This is a genomic window from Lysinibacillus telephonicus (assembly GCF_003966145.1).
Classification (GTDB): Bacteria; Bacillota; Bacilli; order Bacillales_A; family Planococcaceae; genus Ureibacillus; species Ureibacillus telephonicus.
In genome coordinates this window covers 1-23,126 of sequence record NZ_RXNR01000059.1, presented here as the reverse complement: position 1 = coordinate 23,126, position 23,126 = coordinate 1, and the positions used below count along the sequence as shown (strand labels likewise).

Below are 23,126 nucleotides of genomic sequence, written 5' to 3'. Positions count from 1 at the left end.
TACCACTTCATCCACGTTTTTAGTTGTGTATAATTTCGAATATTCAATTCTTCTAAAACTTGATTAACAGGTATTCCTGCTAACCTCATTTCGATTGCTTTCATTTTAATTTCTACTGGATCTAACTCTTGTTCCCATAGAAAAAACACCTCCACGTTGGATTTATAGGTTTAATACCCGTTTTTCAACGAAAGGTGTTTTTATTTGTCTCATTTTTAGGACCGCCGAAAATATAGCAGCGTTCTACAATTATTTTAATAATGTTTTTGAAAAATTAAATCCAGTTTCAATTAAATGGTAAATTGAATAAATAGATAATTTCTATCAGACCTGTCTCAAAGTAAGAATGCAAATTTAATTAAACTATAAAGTGATTCATATACAATAGTAATTTATCTGAAACTAAGCTAGTCCTAAGCAGGTTTTCTTATAACAAATTAGAGTTCAATTTTAAATAATGGCAAATTTAGTAACTGCGTATGAAAGGTCAACATACTTTATTTCTGATTTTCTTTAATGAGGCCAGGCAGAAAAAACATTGGATAGATTAATAAAAATAAATTAGGGATCCACCATGATGGATCGAAGTCACTTCTAATTATCCAGAATGAAATTGCTTGAAGGCCAGAACAAGATGTTAATACTAAAGATATAATAGCTATTTTAGTCCAAGAGGGATATCCTTTTTTATAAAAATATAAACTTATGAACCCAGTTATTGAAATTAGTAAATCAAGGGGAAAGAATGACCAGTTCCAAGCAGAAAGAATAGGATTGTTATAATCCTTAAACAGATACTTATCGGGAATAATATGTAATAAAGTGATGACCCAATATATTACAAAACCTATATCAGTTACCCAAAAAAAATAACGAAGCGATTTCATTTTTCTCCTCCTAACAATTTAACTAGTAAATACGTTTGGAGGCAAGAATGGTTTCATAGAAATGAAAAGTAAAGATGGCTAAATACCGATACTTTTTGATATGATTTACGTTTATTATCATGGCTGCTGAAATAAATTTATTATTATATTACCAATCCAAATTATAAATGCTGCCCAAATCAATATAAAAAGGATACCAACATACCAATTTTTAGGTTTTCCATTTTTCTTTATTTCTTCTGCTCTAAATCTATACTCTTCGATTACATGTGGTGGGATTAGTTTTAAGGCCAAGAAAATTCCAATGGGAACTATGATTAAATCATCAAGATAACCTAGCACTGGAATGAAATCTGGAATTAAATCTATCGGACTAAAAGCATAGGCTACTACACAAATAGCAAATACTTTAGCATACCAAGGAACTCTATCATCCTTATATGAAAGATATAGTACGAATAAATTTTGTTTTAAGTTTCCTGCAAAATTCTTCAATTTAGTTAATGTGTTTTGTTGTTTCACTATAGTTAAGTCTCCTTTAAATAAGAAAGGATACAAACAGTTTCCAAAATCCCGCTTAAAAAACGACTTATTTGAAATTTCTTATGTATCTTTGAGCTTTTAATCTTTTAAAAATCTCATCAACTTGTTCCATTAATATGTTGAAGCCGTTTACTCCTGAGATTAAAAATCCATGTAACTTAGTTTTTATACATCAATGTAACTAATATCGTAAATATTATCCATTTATTTTACCTTAAGTTAAAATAAGGAAATATTTATATATATATATAGTACTAGTAATAATATTCGAAAAATATATTCCTTTCTACAAAATTTGTGGCTGATTATAAAGGATGATAAATTTTTATAGAAACTTATCGTTGTTTTTAAGTTGTTAGGTAAAAGGATATACTCAAGAGTATTATGAAAGCGCTTTAAAAAAGGTATAATTGCTTAGATCAAATTTCACATATAACACATTTATTTAATATACTTAACATAAAAGTAATAAAAAAAAGTGTTGAAAATGTGAAAATTGAGTTTTTTTACCCATTTTATTACCAAAAAATTTATGAAATAATTTGTTATAATTCTAAATTAAGAAAATTTTGTAAATAAAGAATAAATTAAGTCATAATTGTTTTGTGTCAATAATAGAATAAATGTAAAAGATTTGCGTGAAATAGAGAGGGTATTTTCCAAATGGAAGGATTGGTGTTTGCGAAATGGTGAAAACTGTTAGTCCTATTTTTAGGAAGTTGTTTCAAACCGTTAAAGATCCATTACTGATTTTAAATACTTCTTGTCAAATCGAGTCAATTAATGACTTTGCAGCGCAATTATTAAATATAGATAAAAATACAAAGCAATTGCCAATGGACGAGCATTCAAAAAATCGTTGGTCTTTATTTTTAGATAAGATTCGCTCAGAAATGGGTGGATTTTGTAAATTAAATATTCATGTTGGTGCAGGAAAATATCAAGAGTTTTATTTAATTGGCTATTACCATGAAGGTAAAAATTTGATTTTTGCTAGAATTTCACCTGCAAAATTTGAAAATAATGTTTTAGAAACTGGTAAACATGAAATTTATTCAATGTTTAATGATATTACACACGGAATATTATTTACTAATATTAATGGTGATATTGTTGATGTAAATGACAAAGCATTACAATATTTACAGTGCGAAAAAAGTAAAATTATTAATAAACAGCATGAATCAATATTTATTAATTTTGTTGACTATCAGTTTAATAAACTTCAATATTTTGCAAATTTAATAAATTGTGGACGAGCATCAATAAATGTATCTAGTATAAATCAGCAAAACGAAGATGTTTATTTTAGATTAGAAAGTAAATTAAATTATAAAATGAATTTGATTGTAACAACGATTACAGATGAAACTGAAAAAGTAGTCTTAAAACAAAAAATGGAACAACAAGAAACATTAAATTCAATTGGACAGATGGCAGCAAGTATCGCTCATGAAATACGCAATCCAATGACATCATTAAAAGGATTTGTGCAATTATTAAAACAAAGTTCCCCAGATGATAGTCAAAAATATTTAAAAGTAATGGATAGTGAACTTCAACGAATGGAAGCAATTTTAACGGAATTGTTATATCTTTCAAAGCCTAAAGAAAGAATGTATAAAGAAATTTCAATTGTTCAAGTAGTTGAAGAAGTTGTTGAGCTTATGCTACAACATGCATTAGCAAACAATATCATTATCAAGCTTGAAAGCTATGATTATTATAAGACAAAAATTATTGGAAATGATAATCGTCTTAAACAAATGCTTATTAACCTCGTGAAAAATGCAATAGAAGTAATGCAGAATGGCGGAACAATTACAGTAAAGCTAGAAAATTTAAATAGTGGGGTTCAAATTTCTGTAATTGATGAAGGGCCAGGGCTTTCAGAGATGGAGTTAAGTCATTTATTTACGCCGTTTTATACAACGAAAGAAACTGGTACAGGTCTAGGTTTAGCTTTAGTAAAAAAAGTAATTGAGGAGCATAATGGTGCTATTAATGTAGAGAGCACTGTCGGGGTAGGGACAACCTTTAAAATTAGCTTGCCAATATGTGAAGAATCAATTTGCGGTGAAAATGATGACAAGATTGTTGAATTGTGGTTTAAAAATGAATTATTAAACCGCTTGCCTGTTGTTTAAATATGTAGTTTAACTAGAGGTTTTTTGACAAATCTTTCTCTTTATCGCTATAATTCATTTATATATTGGTAAAGGATGATTTGTCGTGTCAACTAAAGAAATCAAGCAATCGCTTAAATTATACATTGTTTTATCAAGGGCAAATAAGGCAATTAATGAAGTAACAAATCAATTTTTTCATGAAAAAGGATTAAATCCAACCGAATTTGCGGTACTGGAACTGCTATATCATAAAGGACGACAGCCGTTGCAACAAATAGGTAATAAGATTTTATTAGCAAGCGGTTCAATTACTTATGTAATCGATAAGTTAGAAAAAAGAGGTTACTTAAAACGTGTCTCTTGTCCTTCTGATCGACGAGTAACATTTGCAGATATTACTGAGGAAGGTACAAAATTTATGCAGCAGATGTTTCCAGAGCATGAAAAAAATTTGCATGAATTGCTTAGTGTACTTACTCCAGAAGAAAAAGATACAGCAATTGAACTATTAAAAAAATTAGGGTTGTCTATAAAAGATTTGTCTTATTAAGTTCCATTAGAAAAGGGGAAGCCTCAAATGCTTCCCCTTTTTTTACTCAATTGTTAAGCCCATTTTAATCATAGCATCTGATAAATCGTATTCTTCATTATCATAAATTGTAAGTCTTACAATTTTGTCTTCTTTTTCAAAAACTACCGCTATAACTTCTTCATTTTCAAAATTAGCAATATATGCAGCTGAATTTTCTATATTATTTGCTTCTGAAATATATGGTGCTAAATCAAATGGTTCGTATTGTTCATTAATTACCGCCATTGTTTCTTCAGTGTTTGCAATTAAGTCACTGTAAGACTCATTAATTGCTTCAATACGCATAGAAACGGAATCATCTTTTTCATAATACAAAATATCTTTGCCAGGTTCTTCTGCAGTTAGTGCAAATCCTGGAATTGCTTGTAGTGTATATGTTTCACCTGATATTGGCGTAATATCTTCAGTATATTCCTTGTCATTTGAAGTGAATGTTATAGATGTGCTTTCTTCATTTGTCTCTGTTGTAGATCCTTCTTGTTGTTCCTCTTCATCTGTTTGTTCCTCTTCATTTGTTTGTTCTTCTGCGTTAATATTATCATTATCGCCGTTTGATGTTACTGAATCATTGTCTGGCTCCGATGATGGCTTTTCCGCAGTATTACACGCTGCTAGTACCATAATCGATAGAAATATCGTTATGAAGAAACGAATATTTTTTTTCATAAAAATAGCCTCCTTGATGTGTTAGACGTTTAAAATTACGAAATGTTTCACATCATTATTTTTAATTTTGAATAAAATTGATAAATTATGAAAGTGGTAAAATCATAAACAATAGTAATACAAATACTTCATGGGCAATAATAATAAGCGGCATACTTTGTTTCCATTCATAAAGAGTGCCTAAAATTACCCCCGCGAATAGTGCTGCTACAGCACCAGGAATAAATCCACTGATGATAACAGACAATGCAAATAAAATACTTGTAATAATAACAGCAATTGCTGGTGACATCCATTTTTTTAGTTGCTGCTGAACATATCCACGCCAAAATAGTTCTTCTCCGACGACAACAATAAAGATAAGCAATAAATAGTGCCAAATATTAGTTGGGCCGTAAGTATCTAAGAATTTTGAAATTGATTTTGCAATACTTCCATCGATATTAGTAAGGAGTATATATCCAAGACGCACTATCCCATAAAGAATGGTTCCGTATCCAATACCAAAGATAAAATACTTCCATGTAGGAAGCTCGTCTTTAAATTTATTGGAGATAATTGCTATGGACATCCCGACAAGTAGTGTAAACGTGTATAGATACCAGAAGACTTTGGATTCTTCAAAAGAGTAAGAGAGCATGATATAAATGAATAATAATGAAAGAAGGAGTCCGATTAAATGTTTTGTAATTCTCATATGCTTGACCTCCTTTTTAATATATTAACAAAAAAAAATTCCCCTATCATCTTTTTAACGATAGAAAGGGAAATTAAATTTAATACATTATCTGTCAGAGGCTCTCAAATTCAAATGGATTTAAGAAAAAAATCGTAAAAAGATAGTAATCGGTTTATATATTGGAGAGTAAAAACTCCTTAATGTTTGCTTTAATTCGTAGATTATATTTCATTCGGGTGATTTAAAATCTTATATCGTTTATGGTTTACAACAGTTTTCTCTTCTATTTCAAGTTCGTGGAAATTCTCCATAATTGTTAAGTCTACAATGACAGAATTTTCATTTACTTTTTCCACGATTCCTTGTAGACCTTCTTTAAACTCGACAACATTTCCAACTTCTGCTATTTTCATAAGAGTCAGCTCCTTATCGACTAATATTCTGAAAGTGTGCATGAAAAATCAAAAAAAGTAAAGAGATATTTGAATAATTAATTATTTTTAACTATTTTTTACAGGAAAGATTGGTGAAATATATGGAAAAATATAAAAATATGATTGAACAGTTAAAAAAGGGGGAAATAAATAGTATAGAAATCCCTAAGGAAGAATTTTTGCAGTTCCGTGAGTTGTTGGTGAAGGATGAAATGTTTAAACATTTTCGTGGTGAAGCAAAACAAGGGGGAAACGTAATATTTACGTTTTTAGATAAGCCTAGAAGTTAAGGGTGTCGAACTTTGTCTAATGATTTTGCTGCTTTAATGGCTAGAAAAACATTAAAATAGGAGAACACCAACGAATTATTAGGAGGGGTTTTGTGGAAAATAACCTTTTGAAGAAACTTGAACAAACAAGGCAATTGATGATTGAATCAGGAATTGAGAACGGTCTTCAAAACCCAAAAACAATTCGTCTAAGCAAAAGATTAGATCAGCTTATGAATCAGTATGATGGTGAAAATTACAGAAAAATAAATAATGTGTATAAAAATATCCAATAAATTTTTATAAAGTTGTTTAAAATTTTAACAGGTTGGTGATATTATATTTGAACACAGCAACATTCTCATTTCCCCCTTTAAGAGCAGAGGCTTCGGCTTGCTGCTCTCTTTTTTTTGTAAAATACATATTGTATCAATAATATTGTGAAAAAAGTGCTATTTATTCATGTAGGCTGCAGCTGATATTTGAATCAATGATTTATTTGCATTTTTTATATTAAAAGTTTTAATCGTCGCAAAAAGCATTTCCATACTATTAATGATTAAGTAATATTAAAATATTATTTATTTTTTTTGAAAATATCTACAATTCCTTGTTGATTTGTTAAACTACAATAAAATGGAATGGTAACATGATAAAAAAGGAGTAATGATATATGGAACAAAAAAATCGAATCGCTTTTATCGGAACTGGTGTAATGGGAGCAAGTATTATTAAACATTTATTAAAAGCAAATCATGAAGTTACAGTATATACACGGACGAAAGCAAAAGCTGAAAACCTTTTAGAGCTTGGTGCAAAATGGGCTAAAACACCTCGTGAAGCGGCGGAAGATAAAGACATTATTTTTACGATGGTTGGTTTTCCATCTGATGTGGAAGAAGTTTATTGTGGGGAAAACGGTATTTTCCAATCTGCAAAGGCAGGTTCCGTCGTAGTTGATATGACGACATCTGAGCCGTCATTAGCAAAAAAATTGTATGAAATAGCAAAAGAAAAAGGCATATCAAGCATAGATGCACCAGTATCGGGTGGCGATGTGGGGGCCCAAAACGGAACATTATCTATTATGGTTGGCGGCGACAAAGTAGTGTTTGAAAAGATATTGCCAATTCTACAATTATTTGGTTCGAATATAGTATATCAAGGAGAAGCTGGCGCTGGACAACATACGAAAATGTGTAATCAAATTTTAATATCAACTAATATGATTGGGGTTTGTGAATCCATTAGCTATGGATTGAAGGCAGGGTTAGATGTTGAAAAAGTTCTTCAATCTGTATCAACTGGAGCTGCAGGTTCATGGTCATTAAGCAATCTAGGTCCTAGAATGATAAAAGGTGATATAGAACCTGGATTTTATATTAAACACTTTATAAAAGATATGAAAATTGCAATTGATGAAGCGGAGAAAATGAATTTAGATTTACCAGGTTTAAAGCTTTCAAAACAGCTGTATAACACTTTATTGGAAAAGGGCTATGGTGAAAAAGGTACACAAGCCTTGATAAGATATTACGTAGCGGATTAAAAAGTGAAATCAACCAATTTAGGAGCGATATAATGGGGAAACCTTTTAAAAATCAATTGCCAGGGGAAAGAAGTCAACTTGCCTTGTACTTGTCTCTACCTGTATTATCCTGGGCTTTCTATGATTTTGCTAATACGATTTTCTCATCGAATATTAATACAGTCTTCTTCCCCTTTTATATGGATGAAGTATTAGGTACAGATGAAGTGATGCAGCAAGTAGCAAGTACGTTTATTTCTTATGCGAATGCAATTGCAAGCTTTTTTATCGTTATTTTTTCCCCTCTTTTCGGCGTATGGGTTGATAACACTGGGTATAAAAAACGTTTTATAGTTTGGTTTGCATCAATCTCAATAATCTTTACATTTTTAATGGGTATTTTCGCGAGTATTAATTTTAACGTTGATTACTTGGGCATACCTTTAAGTTTATTCTTAGTAATTATATGTTTTGTTATAGCAAAATTTTTCTTTAATTCGAGCTTAGTATTTTATGATTCGATTATGCCGGATTTAGGCACAAAAGAAGAAATGCCGCTCATCTCTGGTTTTGGAGTAGCAGTTGGATACTTAGGAACAATATTCGGACTGCTCGTCTATTTTTTCGTTAGCGATGGAAATTATCATCGAACTTTTATTCCAACAGCTATTATGTATTTACTTTTCTCTTTGCCTTTATTTTTCTTTGTAAAGGATCGCCCAATTCCTAAAAGTGAAAGAGAAAAGTTAGGTTTTTTCAGGGGCTATCAGGAAATTATCCAGACATTTAAAGAAGTGAAAAAATATAAAGCTATTTTTACTTTTATGATTGCTTATTTTTTCCTAAATGATGCAATTGCCACAACAATTGCAATGATGGCAATTTATGCAACGACGATTATCGGATTTAGCTCTGGTCAATTTATTATTTTATATTTAATTAGCACTATTTCTTCAGTGATTGGTTCCTTGGCGTTTGGCAATATTTCAAAAGCGATTGGAGCGAAAAAAGCTGTATCCATTGTTGCGTATATTATGATAGCTGCACTGTTGCTTGCTGTTTTTGCAAATGCAGAGTGGATGTTCTGGATTGCAGGTAGTATGTTTGGGATTTCTCTTGGTTCCATGTGGGTTACTTCTAGAACATTAATTATAGAATTAACTCCTGAAGAAAAAAGAGGCCAGTTTTTTGGACTTTTTGCATTTTCCGGAAAAGTTTCATCCATAATTGGTCCAGCACTATATGGAACTGTGACTCTTGTACTAAAAGATTATGGAACATTGGCTAGCCGCATTGCTCTTGGCTCCTTAATAGTACTAACAATTATCGGTGTTCTCGTTCATTCAAAAGTTAAATTAGAAAATGAAAATCGAATATAGGAGAAAAGCTTTACCTATGATACAATCTAGTTATATATAGTCAGAGAAGGAAATAAAAGGAGCGAGAAGTGATGCAGCAAAAAGGTATCTTACTTGAGAGTGGAACTAACGAACTTGAAATTGTTGAGTTTGAGGTTGCTAACAATAAATTTGGTATAAATGTCATTAAAGTAAAGGAAATTATTCAACCAATTCCGGTTACTTTTATTCCACATGCTCATCCACATGTTGAAGGAATTGTACAATTACGGGGTGAAGTATTACCTGTTGTAGATATGCTGAAAGTTCTTGGGATACCTAATGGTGCATTTAGTGCACAGCAAAAATATATTGTTGCGGAATTTAATAAACAAAAGGTCGTATTCCATGTAGATAATGTTACACAAATTCATCGTATTTCTTGGGATAAAATTGAAAAGCCTTCTGATATGTATCAAGGCGGCTCATCTCAAGTTATTGGTGTGATTAAGCAAAACAATTCGATGGTCTTGTTATTAGACTTTGAAAAAATAATGGTAGATATTAATCCGGATTCTGGTATTAATGTTGAATCAGTGAAAAAGCTAGGTAAACGTGAACGATCTGAGAAAAAAATCGTATGTGCAGAAGATTCTCCGCTATTGCGCAAATTGCTGTATGATACAATGCACGAAGCTGGGTATGTAAATCTAGAGTTTTTTGAAAATGGACGTGATGCTTACGACTATTTAGAGGGGCTTTTAAATACGGATAAAAACATTGAAGAACTTGTTCAATTAGTTATTACAGATATTGAAATGCCACAAATGGACGGTCATCACTTAACAAAGAAAATTAAATCAAATCCTGATTTAGAAAAAATTCCCGTTATTATATTCTCAAGCTTAATTACTGACGACCTTCGTCATAAGGGAGAAGAAGTAGGTGCGGAAGAACAAATTAGTAAACCTGAAATTGCTGAACTAATTTTAAAAATAGACGAATTAATTTTATAAAAGTCAAATACATTCAGGTATCCACAAATTTTATATTTCGTATTACATATGGTCGGATACCTTTAAAAGGAAATTCGACCATTTTGTATTATTTTACTTGATTAAATAAATATTTTTTAAACCATTCTTATAATTAGAAGGTTACGTATATAGATTTGTAAAAAATCACTTAGTAGCCCACTTGAAATTGCAAAGAGAGAAGTGATACCTGTGGAAAGAATTAAAACTGCCATTATTGATATCGGATCAAATACAATTCGGCTTGTCCTTTATAAATACAATAAACAAGAAGGGCTACGTGAATTTGGAAATATTAAAAAGGTAGCTAGATTAAGATCTTATATTCAATCTAATGGTGAGATGTCTGAGAAAGGCATACAAGTGTTGGCAGATACACTAATATCATTTAAGGAAATTTTAGATGATTACGAAATAACTGATATTAAGGCAGCCGCAACAGCGGCCGTACGTCAAGCAAAAAACAATAAGGAGATTCTTAGGCGTATGGAGGAGGAGACCGGAATATCAATTGACTTATTAACAGAAGAAGAAGAGGCATATTTTGGTTTTGTAGCTGTTGCCCATTCAATGGACACTCCATCTGCCGTCACAATTGACATTGGAGGAGGATCCACAGAAATTACATTATTTAAAAATAAAAAGCTGCAAAAAACAATTAGTTTTCCTTTTGGGACCGTTTCATTAAAAGAAAAATTTGTATCCGGCGATATAATTAATGACGAAGAAAAAAGGTTATTGCAACAATATGTTAAAAAGCAATTTGAAAAATTACAATGGATACAAAATATTCAGCTGCCAATTATTGCAATTGGTGGGAGTGCCAGAAATGTTGCTCAAGTTCATCAGCATTTAATTAATTATCCTATTTCAGGCGTCCATCAATATGAAATGAAAAACGTCGACTTAATTGAACTTAGCCGCTATCTTGATAGCATGACTTTTGAACAATTAAAACAATTGGATGGACTTTCTTCTGACCGTGCAGACATCATTGGAATTGCATTGGAAGTTTTCAACGTATTAATGGCTCAAGTTGACGCAAATGAATTCCAAATAAGTAAAAAAGGCTTGCGGGAGGGGCTGATTATTAATCGTGTCCTGCAAAGTGACTCTAAAGCATTCGATAAATATAATGTGTACGATGAAAATGCTAGAAGAATGACATTTAAATACGGTCGTTCAGAGGAAGAATGTCAAATGCTTATTTCTATATCTGAACAATTATATAAAGAATGCTGTAGATTAGGTTACTTCTCTTATAATGAAAAACATTTTGATTTAGTAAAGAAGGCTGCACAATTATATTCGATTGGAGAATATATTGAACTTGATTCTTCAAATCAGCATACGTTTTATTTAATTGCCAACCAATCGATTTCGGGAATGAATCATGTGGACCGTGTAAAATTGGCTTTGCTTGCATCATATAAAAATAAAGACTATTTTCGTCGTTTTTCAGCACCATTTACATCATGGATTAGTCGTGAAGAATTAAAAGCTTTGAAGGATTATGGAGCAATTTTAAAATTTGTTTATTCATTAAACGTGTCAAAACGGAATATTATAAAGTCAATTATGCTAGAAAAACTTCATGATACAATTCTGGTAAATATAACAACTGATAATATTTCAGTTGCTGAAATTTATCAGTCTGATCGACAAAAGAAATATATTGAACGCATTTTTAAAAAACCAGTAAAAATTCAATTTTTAAAGGGTGAAACGAGATGACATTGGATATTCAAATTGATACTCCTGAAGAACGCAATAATCAAAAAGGCCATTCGTATGAGGAAATGCTGGAAGAGATTGCAAAGCCGCAATATTATAATAATCGTGAGTTAAGCTGGCTGGCATTTAATGAGCGTGTGTTGGAAGAGGCGGAGGATATAAACAATCCACTTCTTGAAAGATTGAAATTTTTGGCGATTTTTAGTTCGAATCTTGACGAATTCTTTATGGTGCGAGTGGCAGGCTTGCAAGATCAAGTGCGTGCAGGTTTTCATAAACCAGAAAATAAATCAGGGCTTACACCAAAAGAACAGTTAACAAAAATTGCACAGCGGACTCAAGCACTAGTTCGAAGACAAATGGAAGTTTACCACCATATTATTTACGAATTGCTTCCTCAAGAAAAAGTGCATATTCGAGAGGTTGGTTCTTTAAAAGAACATCAGAAAAATTATATCAATTTATTATTTGAGGAAACTATTTTCCCGGTTTTAACTCCTGTTGCAGTGGATGCTTATCGTCCTTTTCCAACGCTGTTGGGAAAAACATTAAATTTGCTTGTAATGTTGGAAGAAAACAACATTTATGAGGAAAATGAAAAAGTGGCAATTGTACAAGTTCCTTCTGTTTTAGAACGCTTTATTGAGGTTCCAAGCGATGATGGTGAAAAAGTTTTTGTGCTGTTAGAGGACGTTATTACAAGTCAAATTGATAAATTGTTTTATGGCTATAATGTAAAGTCAACCCAAGCATTCAGATTGACAAGAAATGCTGATTTAACAATCCATGAAGAAGGTGCACAGGATTTACTTGTAGAAATTGAAAAGGAATTAAAGAAACGAAAATGGGGCGTTGGAAGTCGTTTGGAAGTTCGTGATGGTGAAATAAGCGACGAGGTTCTTGATTATTTACTTGAAGAATTTGAAATCGAAGAATCTGATGTTTTTAAAATTGATGGGCCACTTGATTTAACTTTTTTATTTGGCTTTGTAAAGAAAATATCTATAGGAAGAGAACATTTAGAATATGAAAGTTTTATTCCGCAACGTCCAAAAGATTTAGATTCCCATGAAAATATTTTTGAAAAAGCACTAACACAGGATCTTTTATTCCATCATCCTTATGAATCTTTCGAACCGATTGTTGAATTTATCATAGAAGCTTCAGAAGATCCAACTGTTTTAGCTATTAAACAAACTCTTTATCGTGTAAGCGGCAATTCACCAATCATTCATGCTTTAAAACAAGCTGCTGAGAACGGTAAACAAGTAACTGTATTAGTTGAATTAAAGGCAAGATTTGATGAAGAAAACAATGTTCATTGGGCGAAAGAATTAGAGCAAGCTGGGTGTCTAGTAATTTATGGAGTTAATAATTTAAAAACTCACTCAAAAATTACCCTTGTTGTTAGACGAAATCAAGGGAAAATTGAAAGATTTGTTCACTTAGGTACTGGTAATTATAATGATGCAACCGCGAAAATTTATACAGATTTAGGAATTATCACGACGAACAAGGAATTTGGAATCGATGCAACAAATTTCTTTAATTATTTAAGTGGATATACGGAAAAACCAAAATTCCACCATCTTGTTGTTGCACCATTTGATATACGGGATGAGTTTATTAGATTAATTGACGAAGAAATTCGCCTACACAAAAAGTTTGGAAATGGCTTTATTCGTGCAAAAATGAATTCTTTAACTGATAAAGATTTAATGATGAAGCTCTATGAAGCATCTAATAATGGCGTTAAAATAGAATTACTTATTCGTGGTATTTGCTGTTTGCGCCCTGGCATCCCAGGCATAAGCGAAAATATAACTGTAACGAGTATTGTTGGAAGATTTTTAGAGCATTCAAGAATTTATTGGTTCCATCATAATGGAGAAAATAAATTATATTTATCTTCAGCAGATATGATGACGCGAAATATGGTTAAGCGGGTTGAAATTTTATTCCCATTATACTCAAATGACATAAAACAACGGGTAATGAACATTTTACTAACTGAGTTAGCAGATACGGTAAAAGCGCGGGTTCAAGATTCTACAGGTAAATATCATTATAAAAAGATCCGTGAAAATGAGCATAAATTAAATTCTCAAGAACATTTTTTATTAGAAGCGATGAGCGCGGTCGTAGTAGAAGAATAAGAAGTTTATGATGTACGCATACAAAGTGTAGTTTTTATCTTCATTCAGCAATGTTTCTATTGAGAAAGTGAAGCGTCAGCCGAAAACCTGCCCCAAGTTGGTGAACTAAGAAGCTTTTATTAAATAGGCATGCCATGTAGCTCCTTGGGGTGATTTACATGCTTCGTTTGAAAACTAGTAAAACTTCATGATCGGGACTTCTAAAATTGTAGACAGTGTATACGTACATGAGGACAAGTACTTTGGGAGTTATATGAAGAATGTATGTTTGCTAGACAAGCTATGTTAAGCTTAGCGCACTGGAGGCTAAAGAACGCTTGCGCTTTCTTTTTGTGGAATCCTACAAACCTACTGGGGGAGAAAAGCAAAGCAAACTATGGTCCAAAGATTGTAGAAGGTGTCGTGGATTTTGATAGGCGTAAATTTAGGAAGTTATCCTAGAGTGTTGTCGCTTCTCCAAACATTATTTGTTCCGCAGGGGCATCTCCAAATCTAGATGTATACAACTGCACTCATAGTTTTAAAGGCAAGTGTAATACTCCAAGGCATAAATGATATTAAAGCATATTTCAACTACACGCTACTTTTTGAAAGCAACTTTAAGTGTAATTAATGGAGGAAATACGATGATTAATTTTCCAAGGATGGAGATTGAAAATTATTTGCGTGATATCATAAAACTTAATCCATTTGATGCTGTTGTTATTTTAAAACAACAGGATGAAAAAGCATACACTGTAGAATTGATTAATTCTAAGGCATCGATTTTGTCGCCTATACCTTTTACAAAGGGAATGGACGCAGAAAAATTTCTTCAGTGTATGAATTGGACGAAAATTTTAGAGATCATCCAAGAACAATACCAGGACATACAATACATAACAATCAATGAATTGAAAAGTTTTTCAATCTTTGTTGAAGGCATTTCTTCAAATGGAGAAATATATTATGCAATCATTATTAAACAAATAGAACATGATAATAATCCATTTAGTCCTTCTACCTTTCAAGAAGAAAACACTGGTTTATTAAATCGACGTGCTTTAAATGTTCGTTGGTCAGAGTATTACCGCGATTATAAAGATGATAAAAATATCGCTTTATTACTTATTGATATAGATCGTTTTAAAAAGTATAATGAATCACTTGGAAAAAAGAAAGCCGATAGAATGATTAAACAGATTAGCGAAAGATTTAATAAATTGCGAAATGAAACATGTGAATTATTTCATTATAACGGCGATGAATTTATCTTTTTAATCCGATATTGTATTTGTGAAGAAGTAGAACTAATGGCAAATCTAATTTTAGATCAGCTTAAGGAGCCTTTCGTTATTGATGAGCAGGAATATTTCGTAACGTGTTCTATAGGGATTTCAACTATTTTATCTGATCAAAGTCGTGATTTGGAAAAGTTATTATTTCAAGCTGAACAAGCACTATTTTATGTGAAAAAACGCGGTCGTGCTCATTACCGTTATTATCGTGAAGAGATGAGCCATACTTTCCAAAATGAAGTGTTGATGGAAGCACATTTAAGACGTGCGATTGAGTTTAATGAACTTTCAATTCATTTGCAGCCACAAATTGATTATGACACATATGAAATTGACAGCTTTGAAGCTTTAACCCGATGGAATAATCCAAAATTTGGATTTGTCCCGCCATCTCAATTTATTCCACTTGCAGAATCATCAGGGCTTATTATTCAAATTGGTGATTGGATTTTAGAACAGGTTTGCAAGTATCAGCAACAATGGAAAGAAAAAGGCTACCGGCCAGTTCGAGTTGCAGTCAATATTTCACCAAAACAATTTAAACAAGAAAACTTTGCAGAGAAAATTAAACAATTACTTTCGAAATATGATATAGATCCAAAATATATAGAGCTGGAAATAACCGAAAGTTCGATGGTGAATGTCGATGAAACCGAAGCAATACTAAAGAGCTTAAAAGCATTAGGAGTTTATGTTTCAGTAGATGATTTTGGAACAGGCTACTCATCATTAAGTTATTTGAAAAAATACCCGATTGATATTATTAAAATTGATCAATCTTTCATTTCAGATATTAACAGAGATGAAAAAAATGAAGCAATTGTAAAAGCAATTATTGCACTATCACAGAATCTTGGTATGGATGTTATTGCTGAAGGGGTAGAAGAAAAATCGCAAGAAATCTTTTTAAAGAAACACTGTTGTAAAAAAGGGCAGGGGTATTTATATAATAAACCTCTTCCAGTTGAAGAAATTGTTAAACAATATTTATTACAATAAACAAAACCAACAAATTTTATTAAACAATAGAATTTGTTGGTTTTTTTCTATCATTTTCTATTTTTTTCTAAAATACATATATAGTAAGATAAAATTGAAAGTTCAAAATTTTTGGGGAAAATGGGGGATTTAAATGTTAAAAAACGAAACAATTATTATTACTGGCGGTTCTAGTGGAATGGGACTTGCTATGGCAAAGCAATTTGTTGCTGAAGGGGCTAATGTTGTAATTACTGGACGTGATAAAACAAGGTTGCAGGAAGCAAAAAATGAAATACAGTCAATTGGAAGTACAATTGAAACATTTCAAATGGATGTTCGAGAAATAGAACATGTTAAGGAAATGGTGAAATTTACTGTTGAAACATACGGTAAAGTGGATGGTTTAGTAAATAATGCAGCAGGAAATTTTTTAGTTGCAGCCGAGCAGCTTTCACCTAATGGTTGGAAAGCGGTTATTGATATTGTACTAAATGGAACATTTTATTGTTCTTCAGAGGTAGGGAAATATTGGATTGAACAAGGGGTTAAGGGGAAGATTCTAAATATGGTTGCTACGTATGCATGGGGTGCTGGAGCGGGCGTAGTACATTCTGCCGCTGCAAAAGCAGGTGTTTTGTCGCTTACTCGAACATTAGCAGTAGAGTGGGGACATAAATATGGCATTCGTGTCAATGGAATCGCACCTGGTCCAATTGAACGGACAGGTGGGGCGGATAAGCTTTGGGAGTCTGAAGAGCAAGCAAAGCGAACAATTCATTCAGTACCGTTAAAAAGACTTGGAACTCCTGAAGAAATAGCGAACTTAGCTACTTTTATTTTGTCCGATAAAGCATCATATATGAATGGCGAATGTGTAACACTCGATGGCGGACAATGGTTAAATCCATTTCCATTTTAATTAATACATTAGCCTCAAGGATAAAATGTTATTGTGTGAAATTGGTAACCCAAGTAAAGGTAAAACGTAAAGTCCTTTAGATTAGAATAAAATAAGTCGTATTAGACTCATACTAATTACACTTTCTATATTAAAAGGGGGTGTAACAAAATGGGTATGTGGACAATACCGACCATTATTACTGGGGCAATCATTGTATTTGTTTCATACTTTTTAACAGCAGGTGTGATGAAGAAAACAAGACAGCGTGCATCTGCTACTGATACACCAATAAGTAAGATTGTAAAAGATCATCCTATTGCAATGAACCCAATCATCATTATGTACATTATATTTGGATTATTTACAGGAATTATGATCTTTTATTACTGGTCAATATATGGATACTAGTATGTGAAGTTTTTCAAAATTTAACCTTCTACTCTAAAAATACTACCCCCTTATCATGGTCAATTGTGAACAAATTGTGATATGATAGTAGTAGTGTAGTAATCCTGTTCAGAAAAGTTATTGACAGGCAAAGGAGTAGAAGGTCATGATTTCAACAAACTCAAGAGCATTATTGGATACACCAATTAGCGACTTTATAATTTCATCAGAGAAGGTTGCTCACGTACAAGTTGGTAATAGTGCTGAACATGCTTTACTCGTTTTAACTAAAACTGGCTACTCATCAGTTCCAGTATTAGATACTAAATATCGTCTACATGGTTTACTTAGTATGAAAATGATTACAGAATCAATATTGGGGCTGGAGAAAATCGAATATGAAAAGCTGCCGAATATAAAAGTTGATGATGTAATGGATAATAATGTGACATTTTTAAAAATTACCGATACATTTCAAAAAGCATTAGATTTAGTTATTAACCATGCTTTCTTATGTGTTGTTGATGAAGAAGGAACTTTTGCAGGTATTTTAACTCGTCGTGTTATATTAAAACAATTAAAAAAATACATTTATCAAGTAGATTAATAGATATCGACAAAATCCTAAAGTTTGGATTTTGTCGATTTTTATTAAATATGAAAGTATAAAATTTGTTTCGTAAAGAATCTATACTTCTTGAATCTGATCTTTTTATAAAGATACTGGCAATCGCTTGAAGTGAATTGTATTATACAGAAGAAGATTTGGCATTATCGCCGATGCACTGCAAAAGGACATTGCATTTTTATTAAGGCCGTTGAAAGTGAGTGAAAAATATGACTGCAACAGAAGCAGAAATTATAAAAATTTTAGCAGAAGAGAAAAATATGAGAAAAGCTGCCGAGAGATTGTTTTTAACACAACCGGCATTATCCCAAAGACTTCAATCGATTGAAAAGGAATGGGGGGCTCAGTTATTTATCCGATCCCAGAAAGGATTAAGCCCTACTCCAGCTGGAGAGCTTGTTATTCAATATGCAAATGAAACAATTATTAGAAGAGAAGAGATTTTCGAAACAATTCAAGCTCTTCATTCAAAAGTGCATGGTACGTTAAAAATTGCATGTGCCTCAATTGTTGGACAAAACTGGCTTCCGAAAGTACTGAAAGATTTTGTTACACAATATCCAGATGCAAAAATTTCTTTAATAACTGGTTGGAGTTCTGAAATTGTGAAGGCTCTTTATGAGGGGGAGGCACAGGTAGGAATAGTGCGTGGCCAGGCCGAATGGAAAGGGAAAAAAGTGCATTTATTCAGGGATATGATGTATTTAGTGGATAAAGAAATCAAAAATATTGATGAAATTCTAACGACAGACCGCCCATTCATTCAATTTAAAAGTGATTCAAACTACTATCAAGAAATTCAGCTTTGGTGGCAGCGTCATTTTTCTTCAAATCCTCGACGACAAATAATTGTCGATCAAATTGAGACTTGTAAACAAATGGCTATGAATGGGATTGGCTATGCAATTTTACCTTCTATTACATTAAATGGGGAAGAAGATGTAAATAAAATACCATTAACGAATACTGAAAAAGATTTAGGGTTAACACGTGATACTTGGTTAATTGGCTATGATTCCTCCTTCGAACTAAGACAAGTCGCAGCCTTTGTCGATGTTGTAAAGGAACACGCTAGCTGTTTATATGACTATTCAAATAATTGAATTTTACTCGTTATGAGTAGATTTGGAACGGAAATCAACAAATTAGAAAAGCGTGCTATTTGATTGAAAATTTAGTACAATTATTCAATAAATGATTTTACATAGATAGGAGTTAATAAAATGTCTAAAAAATTAAATGCACAAGAAATTATTCAATTTATATCAGAATCTAAAAAAGTAACACCAGTAAAAGTATTTGTAAAAGGTGAGGGTGTTGCGGACCTTACATATGGTGAAAATTCAAAAGTATTCGGTGAAAATAACAATGCTGTAGTTTTCGGCGAATGGCATGAAATTGAAGCTGCTTTAAAAGAACATGGCGATAAAATTACAGACTATGTTGTTGAAAATGATCGTCGCAATTCTGGTGTACCTTTACTCGATCTAAAACACCAAAACGCACGTATTGAGCCGGGTGCAATCATTCGTGATCAAGTAACAATTGGCGACAATGCTGTTATTATGATGGGTGCTATCATTAATATTGGTGCTGAAATTGGTGAAAAAACAATGATTGATATGGGTGCTGTATTAGGTGGACGAGCTACTGTAGGTAAAAACTGTCATATCGGTGCAGGAACAGTGCTTGCTGGCGTAATTGAGCCACCTTCAGCAACACCAGTTATTATTGAAGATGATGTAGTTATCGGTGCTAATGCAGTAGTATTAGAAGGTGTTCGAGTTGGTAAAGGTGCGGTGGTTGCTGCTGGTGCCATAGTAATTAGTGATGTCGAACCATATACAGTAGTTGGAGGCGTTCCTGCACGTGTATTAAAACAACTAGACGACAAAACTAAATCAAAAACTGAAATTATTGATGCACTTAGAAATATTTAAGAAGGTGGAAAGATGGATACACTCATCCAAATTCGAAGAGAGTTACATCAAATACCCGAGCTTGGATTTCAAGAATTTAAAACTCAACAGTATTTACTTAAAACAATAGCTCAATTTCCTCAAGATTATTTAAGTATTACGACTTGGAATACGGGTATTGTTGTAAAGATTACAGGGAGTAATCCATCGAAAACAATTGGCTGGCGTACAGATATTGATGGATTGCCAATCACAGAAGAAACAGGCTTGCCATTTTCATCGACGCATGAAGGGAAAATGCATGCATGTGGACATGATTGTCATATGACTATCGCGCTTGCATTAGTGAGTGCATTTGCGACTACACAGCCAAAACAAAATGTCGTTGTTTATTTCCAACCTGCAGAAGAAGGTCCGGGCGGAGCTGAACCAATGTTAAATTGGTTAAAAACAGAACGTCCTGACCTTTTACCTGACGAAATCTATGCTCTTCATATTGCACCAGAATATCCAGTAGGAACGGTTGCAACAAGAGCAGGACTGTTGTTTGCTAATACATCTGAGCTGTTTATTGATTTAAAAGGTCTTGGTGGTCATGCAGCTTATCCTCATAAAACTCGTGATATGACTATAGCTGCCGCTAATTTAATATTACAGCTTCAAACAATTGTTAGCCGCAATGTGAATCCATTAGATAGTGCTGTTGTAACAATTGGTAAGATGACGTCTGGTACGGTGCAAAATATAATAGCAGAAAATGCTAGATTAGAAGGCACGATTCGTACATTGAATGCTTCAGCAATGGCAGAGGTTAAACGCCGCATTGAAGCAATCTGTGCTGGTATTGAAGCTTCATTTGAATGTGATATAACAATTGATTACGGTTCTATGTATTATGAAGTAAATAATAATGAACAATGTGCAAATCAGTTATTAGCATTTGCTGAAAGCTTTGAAGATTGTCAGGCTGTAACTTGTTCTGCAGCAATGACTGGTGAAGATTTTGGCTATTTCTTAAAGGAAATACCAGGAGCCTTGTATTGGGCAGGAGCAAACTGTGAGTATGGGCTACATCATGCAAAAATAAGTCCTGATGAAGATCTACTAACATTCAATGCAAACTTTGTTGAGCAATTCATAAGAAGTTTATAAATTTAAAAGGTACAAATATTTAAGATATGTTCTAAAAAAGTGTAGGCAAAGTCAAAATTAACTTTGTTTACACTTTTTATTTTCCAAAATAAAGAACTTTTTATTCTGCATCGAAAACTTCAAGACAAGTATAATTATTAAATAATTTATTAATTAATGAGAATATTCGAATTTTCCGTGGTAATATATTCCATAACGGTGTTGAAAATAATTAGAGGGAGGAAGCAAAATGAGTCCAGTTGAGCTAATTCAAATGATATTTTTTGGCAGCATACTCGTTATTGTACTGGCTATTGTTTGGTTTATATTTCGGAAGAAGAAAAAAATAGCTCTTACCGTCACGATTTTTTCAGTAGTTGTCTTCATTTTATTTTTCGCTTTACGACCTTATTATATCCAACAACAACATGCTGAGAGATATGAGATCTTAGTGGATTATTTACATAAACAGTATCCAAAATATGAATTTGATATATCGCCAAAGATACTTGAGGAGGGCGATACTCCTTATGAGTATCGTGTTGTTGCAAATAATTATAAATATCGCAATGAATATTATCGCGTAGATCAAAATGGAGTTGTTATGTTTTCGCATTATTCTACGATGGTTGATGGCAACGAAGAAGAGCTCGATTATTTACTATTAAATTCGGTTTACGAAAAACCTTTTGAGTATATTGAACGTAGCGTGGAACTTAAGGAAATTGTCCGTTACGAAGAGGATTCGTTTTTATTGCGGCTTATGAGTGTAGAGGGAGAACTGATTTTATATAACTATTTAAAAAAAAGGGATGGACAATTCTTTTTAGAAAAGTCGAGACTTCCGAATGAAAACAATTATATTGAAATGAACGTATCACCGAATCACTATACAAATTATTATGTATTGGCAGCATTGCCTGGATTTATGGAAGAACAGTGGAGAAAAGAAAATGGAGAGGCAGCTAAAGTTGAAATTAAAGGTGAAACCCCTGCTATATATGTTGTTCCAAACTAATTCTTACTTTAACGAGGCTAACTACATTTATAATTTCATCTGAAGCTTCCCTAAATTTATTAATTTATTAGTTGTTTTCATGAGGTGAATGAATGCGATTACCAATGAATATTACTAGTTTAATAAATAAAGAAATTAAAATAGAACAAATGGATGGACACCTATTTCAAAGAGTGGTATATGATTTTGCTAGAAAAGTTAATGGCAAAGTAAATGATTGGTTTCCACCTAGCTACCCACTAAATTATTTTTGTATAGATATAGAGATTGGTGATACCGTAGTATCTATTTTACTGCACGAATTTTTCCCTTATGCTGCAATCGCTTCATATATAAATGAATTTCAGATACAATTTTTAGATTATAAAAATTTAATGTTAGAATTAAATCCTTATTTATACAGTTTTAGGAGCAGCATTCTTAAATGAGCATTTTAATCCAAACATACATGATTTATCGGACAGTGAATTAAAAATTGTGAGGCATTGGCGCCCAAATACAAATGGAGAGATTATTTTTAATTTTTGGAATTAGCATCGTTCAACAAAGAAGTAGCTTTTTAAGAGCTTCTTGTATAAGAACTAAAATAAACAAAGAATCAATTATTACTTTTTTAGGGGAAACGATACACAAAATATTTCGGGGTGAGGTTAAGGTTAAGCTAAGTTTCCAATGAAGCTAGACAATAAACTCTAATTTTTTAAATTTAAATAAAGAGAGGGAAATCCAAATGAAACTGGATCTCCCTTTTAAATAAATAATTCTTTTAATGTGTATGATACTATGTCAAGAAAATGGACAGAAGAAATTGAGATTTCACTCTGAATCTAGCGCGCTATCGCTTGCTCGCCTCACAAATAATTTAAGGGGCGTAACCCTTAAATTATTTGTGAGGT

At 32.3% G+C, this 23,126-nt stretch carries 23 protein-coding genes; 18 read left to right on the top strand and 5 right to left on the bottom strand.

Annotation, left to right across the window (positions count from 1 at the left end; translation table 11 throughout):
• Positions 1-497 precede the first annotated feature (497 nt).
• Positions 498-887 (bottom strand): YvaD family protein, encoded by a 390-nt coding sequence (locus EKG35_RS16130; RefSeq protein WP_126295569.1) that lies wholly within the window; start codon positions 885-887, stop codon positions 498-500.
• 117 nt (positions 888-1,004) lie between these two features.
• The gene (locus EKG35_RS16125; protein WP_126295568.1) at positions 1,005-1,409 is read right to left on the bottom strand and encodes a YkvA family protein; all 405 of its coding nucleotides are present in this window, start codon (positions 1,407-1,409) and stop codon (positions 1,005-1,007) included.
• Between the two features lie 707 nt (positions 1,410-2,116).
• On the opposite strand from EKG35_RS16125, the gene EKG35_RS16120 reads away from it, so the two are divergent.
• Positions 2,117-3,577: an ATP-binding protein gene (locus EKG35_RS16120; protein WP_126295567.1), complete on the top strand. Its 1,461-nt coding sequence runs from the start codon at positions 2,117-2,119 to the stop codon at positions 3,575-3,577.
• An 85-nt stretch (positions 3,578-3,662) separates the two neighbouring features.
• Positions 3,663-4,109 (top strand): MarR family winged helix-turn-helix transcriptional regulator, encoded by a 447-nt coding sequence (locus tag EKG35_RS16115; protein WP_126295566.1) that lies wholly within the window; start codon positions 3,663-3,665, stop codon positions 4,107-4,109.
• Between the two features lie 42 nt (positions 4,110-4,151).
• Here the strand turns inward: EKG35_RS16115 and EKG35_RS16110 are convergent, their stop codons facing one another.
• The 3 genes from EKG35_RS16110 to EKG35_RS16100 all read right to left on the bottom strand — a co-directional run bounded on the left by EKG35_RS16110 (position 4,152) and on the right by EKG35_RS16100 (position 5,909).
• Entirely contained in the window at positions 4,152-4,817 is a 666-nt protein-coding gene (locus EKG35_RS16110; RefSeq protein WP_126295565.1) for a hypothetical protein, read from the bottom strand.
• A gap of 85 nt (positions 4,818-4,902) precedes the next feature.
• On the bottom strand, positions 4,903-5,514 hold the full coding sequence (locus EKG35_RS16105) for a CPBP family intramembrane glutamic endopeptidase (RefSeq protein WP_126295564.1): 612 nt from the start codon (positions 5,512-5,514) through the stop codon (positions 4,903-4,905).
• Between the two features lie 203 nt (positions 5,515-5,717).
• Entirely contained in the window at positions 5,718-5,909 is a 192-nt protein-coding gene (locus EKG35_RS16100; RefSeq protein ID WP_126295563.1) for a YkvS family protein, read from the bottom strand.
• Between the two features lie 122 nt (positions 5,910-6,031).
• Between EKG35_RS16100 and EKG35_RS16095 the strand changes: the two genes are divergently transcribed.
• From EKG35_RS16095 to EKG35_RS16020, 16 genes are all read left to right on the top strand, one after another.
• A complete protein-coding gene (locus EKG35_RS16095; RefSeq protein ID WP_126295562.1) occupies positions 6,032-6,220 on the top strand; it encodes a hypothetical protein in 189 nt (62 codons plus the stop codon).
• A 92-nt stretch (positions 6,221-6,312) separates the two neighbouring features.
• A complete protein-coding gene (locus tag EKG35_RS16090) occupies positions 6,313-6,495 on the top strand; it encodes an aspartyl-phosphate phosphatase Spo0E family protein (RefSeq protein WP_126295561.1) in 183 nt (60 codons plus the stop codon).
• 377 nt (positions 6,496-6,872) lie between these two features.
• Positions 6,873-7,748: an NAD(P)-dependent oxidoreductase gene (locus EKG35_RS16085; protein WP_126295560.1), complete on the top strand. Its 876-nt coding sequence runs from the start codon at positions 6,873-6,875 to the stop codon at positions 7,746-7,748.
• A gap of 32 nt (positions 7,749-7,780) precedes the next feature.
• Complete coding sequence (locus EKG35_RS16080; protein ID WP_126295559.1) at positions 7,781-9,106, top strand: MFS transporter; 1,326 nt, start codon at positions 7,781-7,783, stop codon at positions 9,104-9,106.
• Positions 9,107-9,177: 71 nt separating this feature from the next.
• A complete protein-coding gene (locus EKG35_RS16075; protein WP_126295558.1) occupies positions 9,178-10,080 on the top strand; it encodes a chemotaxis protein in 903 nt (300 codons plus the stop codon).
• 210 nt (positions 10,081-10,290) lie between these two features.
• Positions 10,291-11,832 carry a Ppx/GppA family phosphatase gene (locus EKG35_RS16070; RefSeq protein ID WP_126295557.1) on the top strand — a complete coding sequence of 514 codons (1,542 nt, stop codon included), beginning with the start codon at positions 10,291-10,293 and terminating at the stop codon, positions 11,830-11,832.
• Between the two features lie 65 nt (positions 11,833-11,897).
• Positions 11,898-13,988: an RNA degradosome polyphosphate kinase gene (locus tag EKG35_RS16065; protein ID WP_246020437.1), complete on the top strand. Its 2,091-nt coding sequence runs from the start codon at positions 11,898-11,900 to the stop codon at positions 13,986-13,988.
• Between the two features lie 626 nt (positions 13,989-14,614).
• A complete protein-coding gene (locus EKG35_RS16060) occupies positions 14,615-16,264 on the top strand; it encodes a putative bifunctional diguanylate cyclase/phosphodiesterase (RefSeq protein WP_246020435.1) in 1,650 nt (549 codons plus the stop codon).
• A 133-nt stretch (positions 16,265-16,397) separates the two neighbouring features.
• A complete protein-coding gene (gene fadH / locus EKG35_RS16055) occupies positions 16,398-17,165 on the top strand; it encodes a 2,4-dienoyl-CoA reductase (RefSeq protein ID WP_126295554.1) in 768 nt (255 codons plus the stop codon).
• Between the two features lie 150 nt (positions 17,166-17,315).
• A complete protein-coding gene (locus EKG35_RS16050) occupies positions 17,316-17,555 on the top strand; it encodes a short-chain dehydrogenase (RefSeq protein WP_126295553.1) in 240 nt (79 codons plus the stop codon).
• A gap of 145 nt (positions 17,556-17,700) precedes the next feature.
• Positions 17,701-18,141: a cyclic-di-AMP-binding protein CbpB gene (cbpB, locus tag EKG35_RS16045; protein ID WP_126295552.1), complete on the top strand. Its 441-nt coding sequence runs from the start codon at positions 17,701-17,703 to the stop codon at positions 18,139-18,141.
• A 230-nt stretch (positions 18,142-18,371) separates the two neighbouring features.
• Positions 18,372-19,265 (top strand): transcriptional regulator CcpC, encoded by an 894-nt coding sequence (locus tag EKG35_RS16040; RefSeq protein ID WP_126295570.1) that lies wholly within the window; start codon positions 18,372-18,374, stop codon positions 19,263-19,265.
• A gap of 120 nt (positions 19,266-19,385) precedes the next feature.
• Positions 19,386-20,102, top strand: coding sequence for a 2,3,4,5-tetrahydropyridine-2,6-dicarboxylate N-acetyltransferase (dapD, locus tag EKG35_RS16035; protein WP_126295551.1), 717 nt, complete (start codon positions 19,386-19,388; stop codon positions 20,100-20,102).
• Positions 20,103-20,114: 12 nt separating this feature from the next.
• Entirely contained in the window at positions 20,115-21,233 is a 1,119-nt protein-coding gene (locus EKG35_RS16030; protein WP_126295550.1) for an N-acetyldiaminopimelate deacetylase, read from the top strand.
• A gap of 229 nt (positions 21,234-21,462) precedes the next feature.
• The gene (locus tag EKG35_RS16025) at positions 21,463-22,230 is read left to right on the top strand and encodes a hypothetical protein (RefSeq protein WP_126295549.1); all 768 of its coding nucleotides are present in this window, start codon (positions 21,463-21,465) and stop codon (positions 22,228-22,230) included.
• 92 nt (positions 22,231-22,322) lie between these two features.
• The gene (locus tag EKG35_RS16020) at positions 22,323-22,658 is read left to right on the top strand and encodes a hypothetical protein (RefSeq protein WP_126295548.1); all 336 of its coding nucleotides are present in this window, start codon (positions 22,323-22,325) and stop codon (positions 22,656-22,658) included.
• Positions 22,659-23,126: the final 468 nt, after the last annotated feature.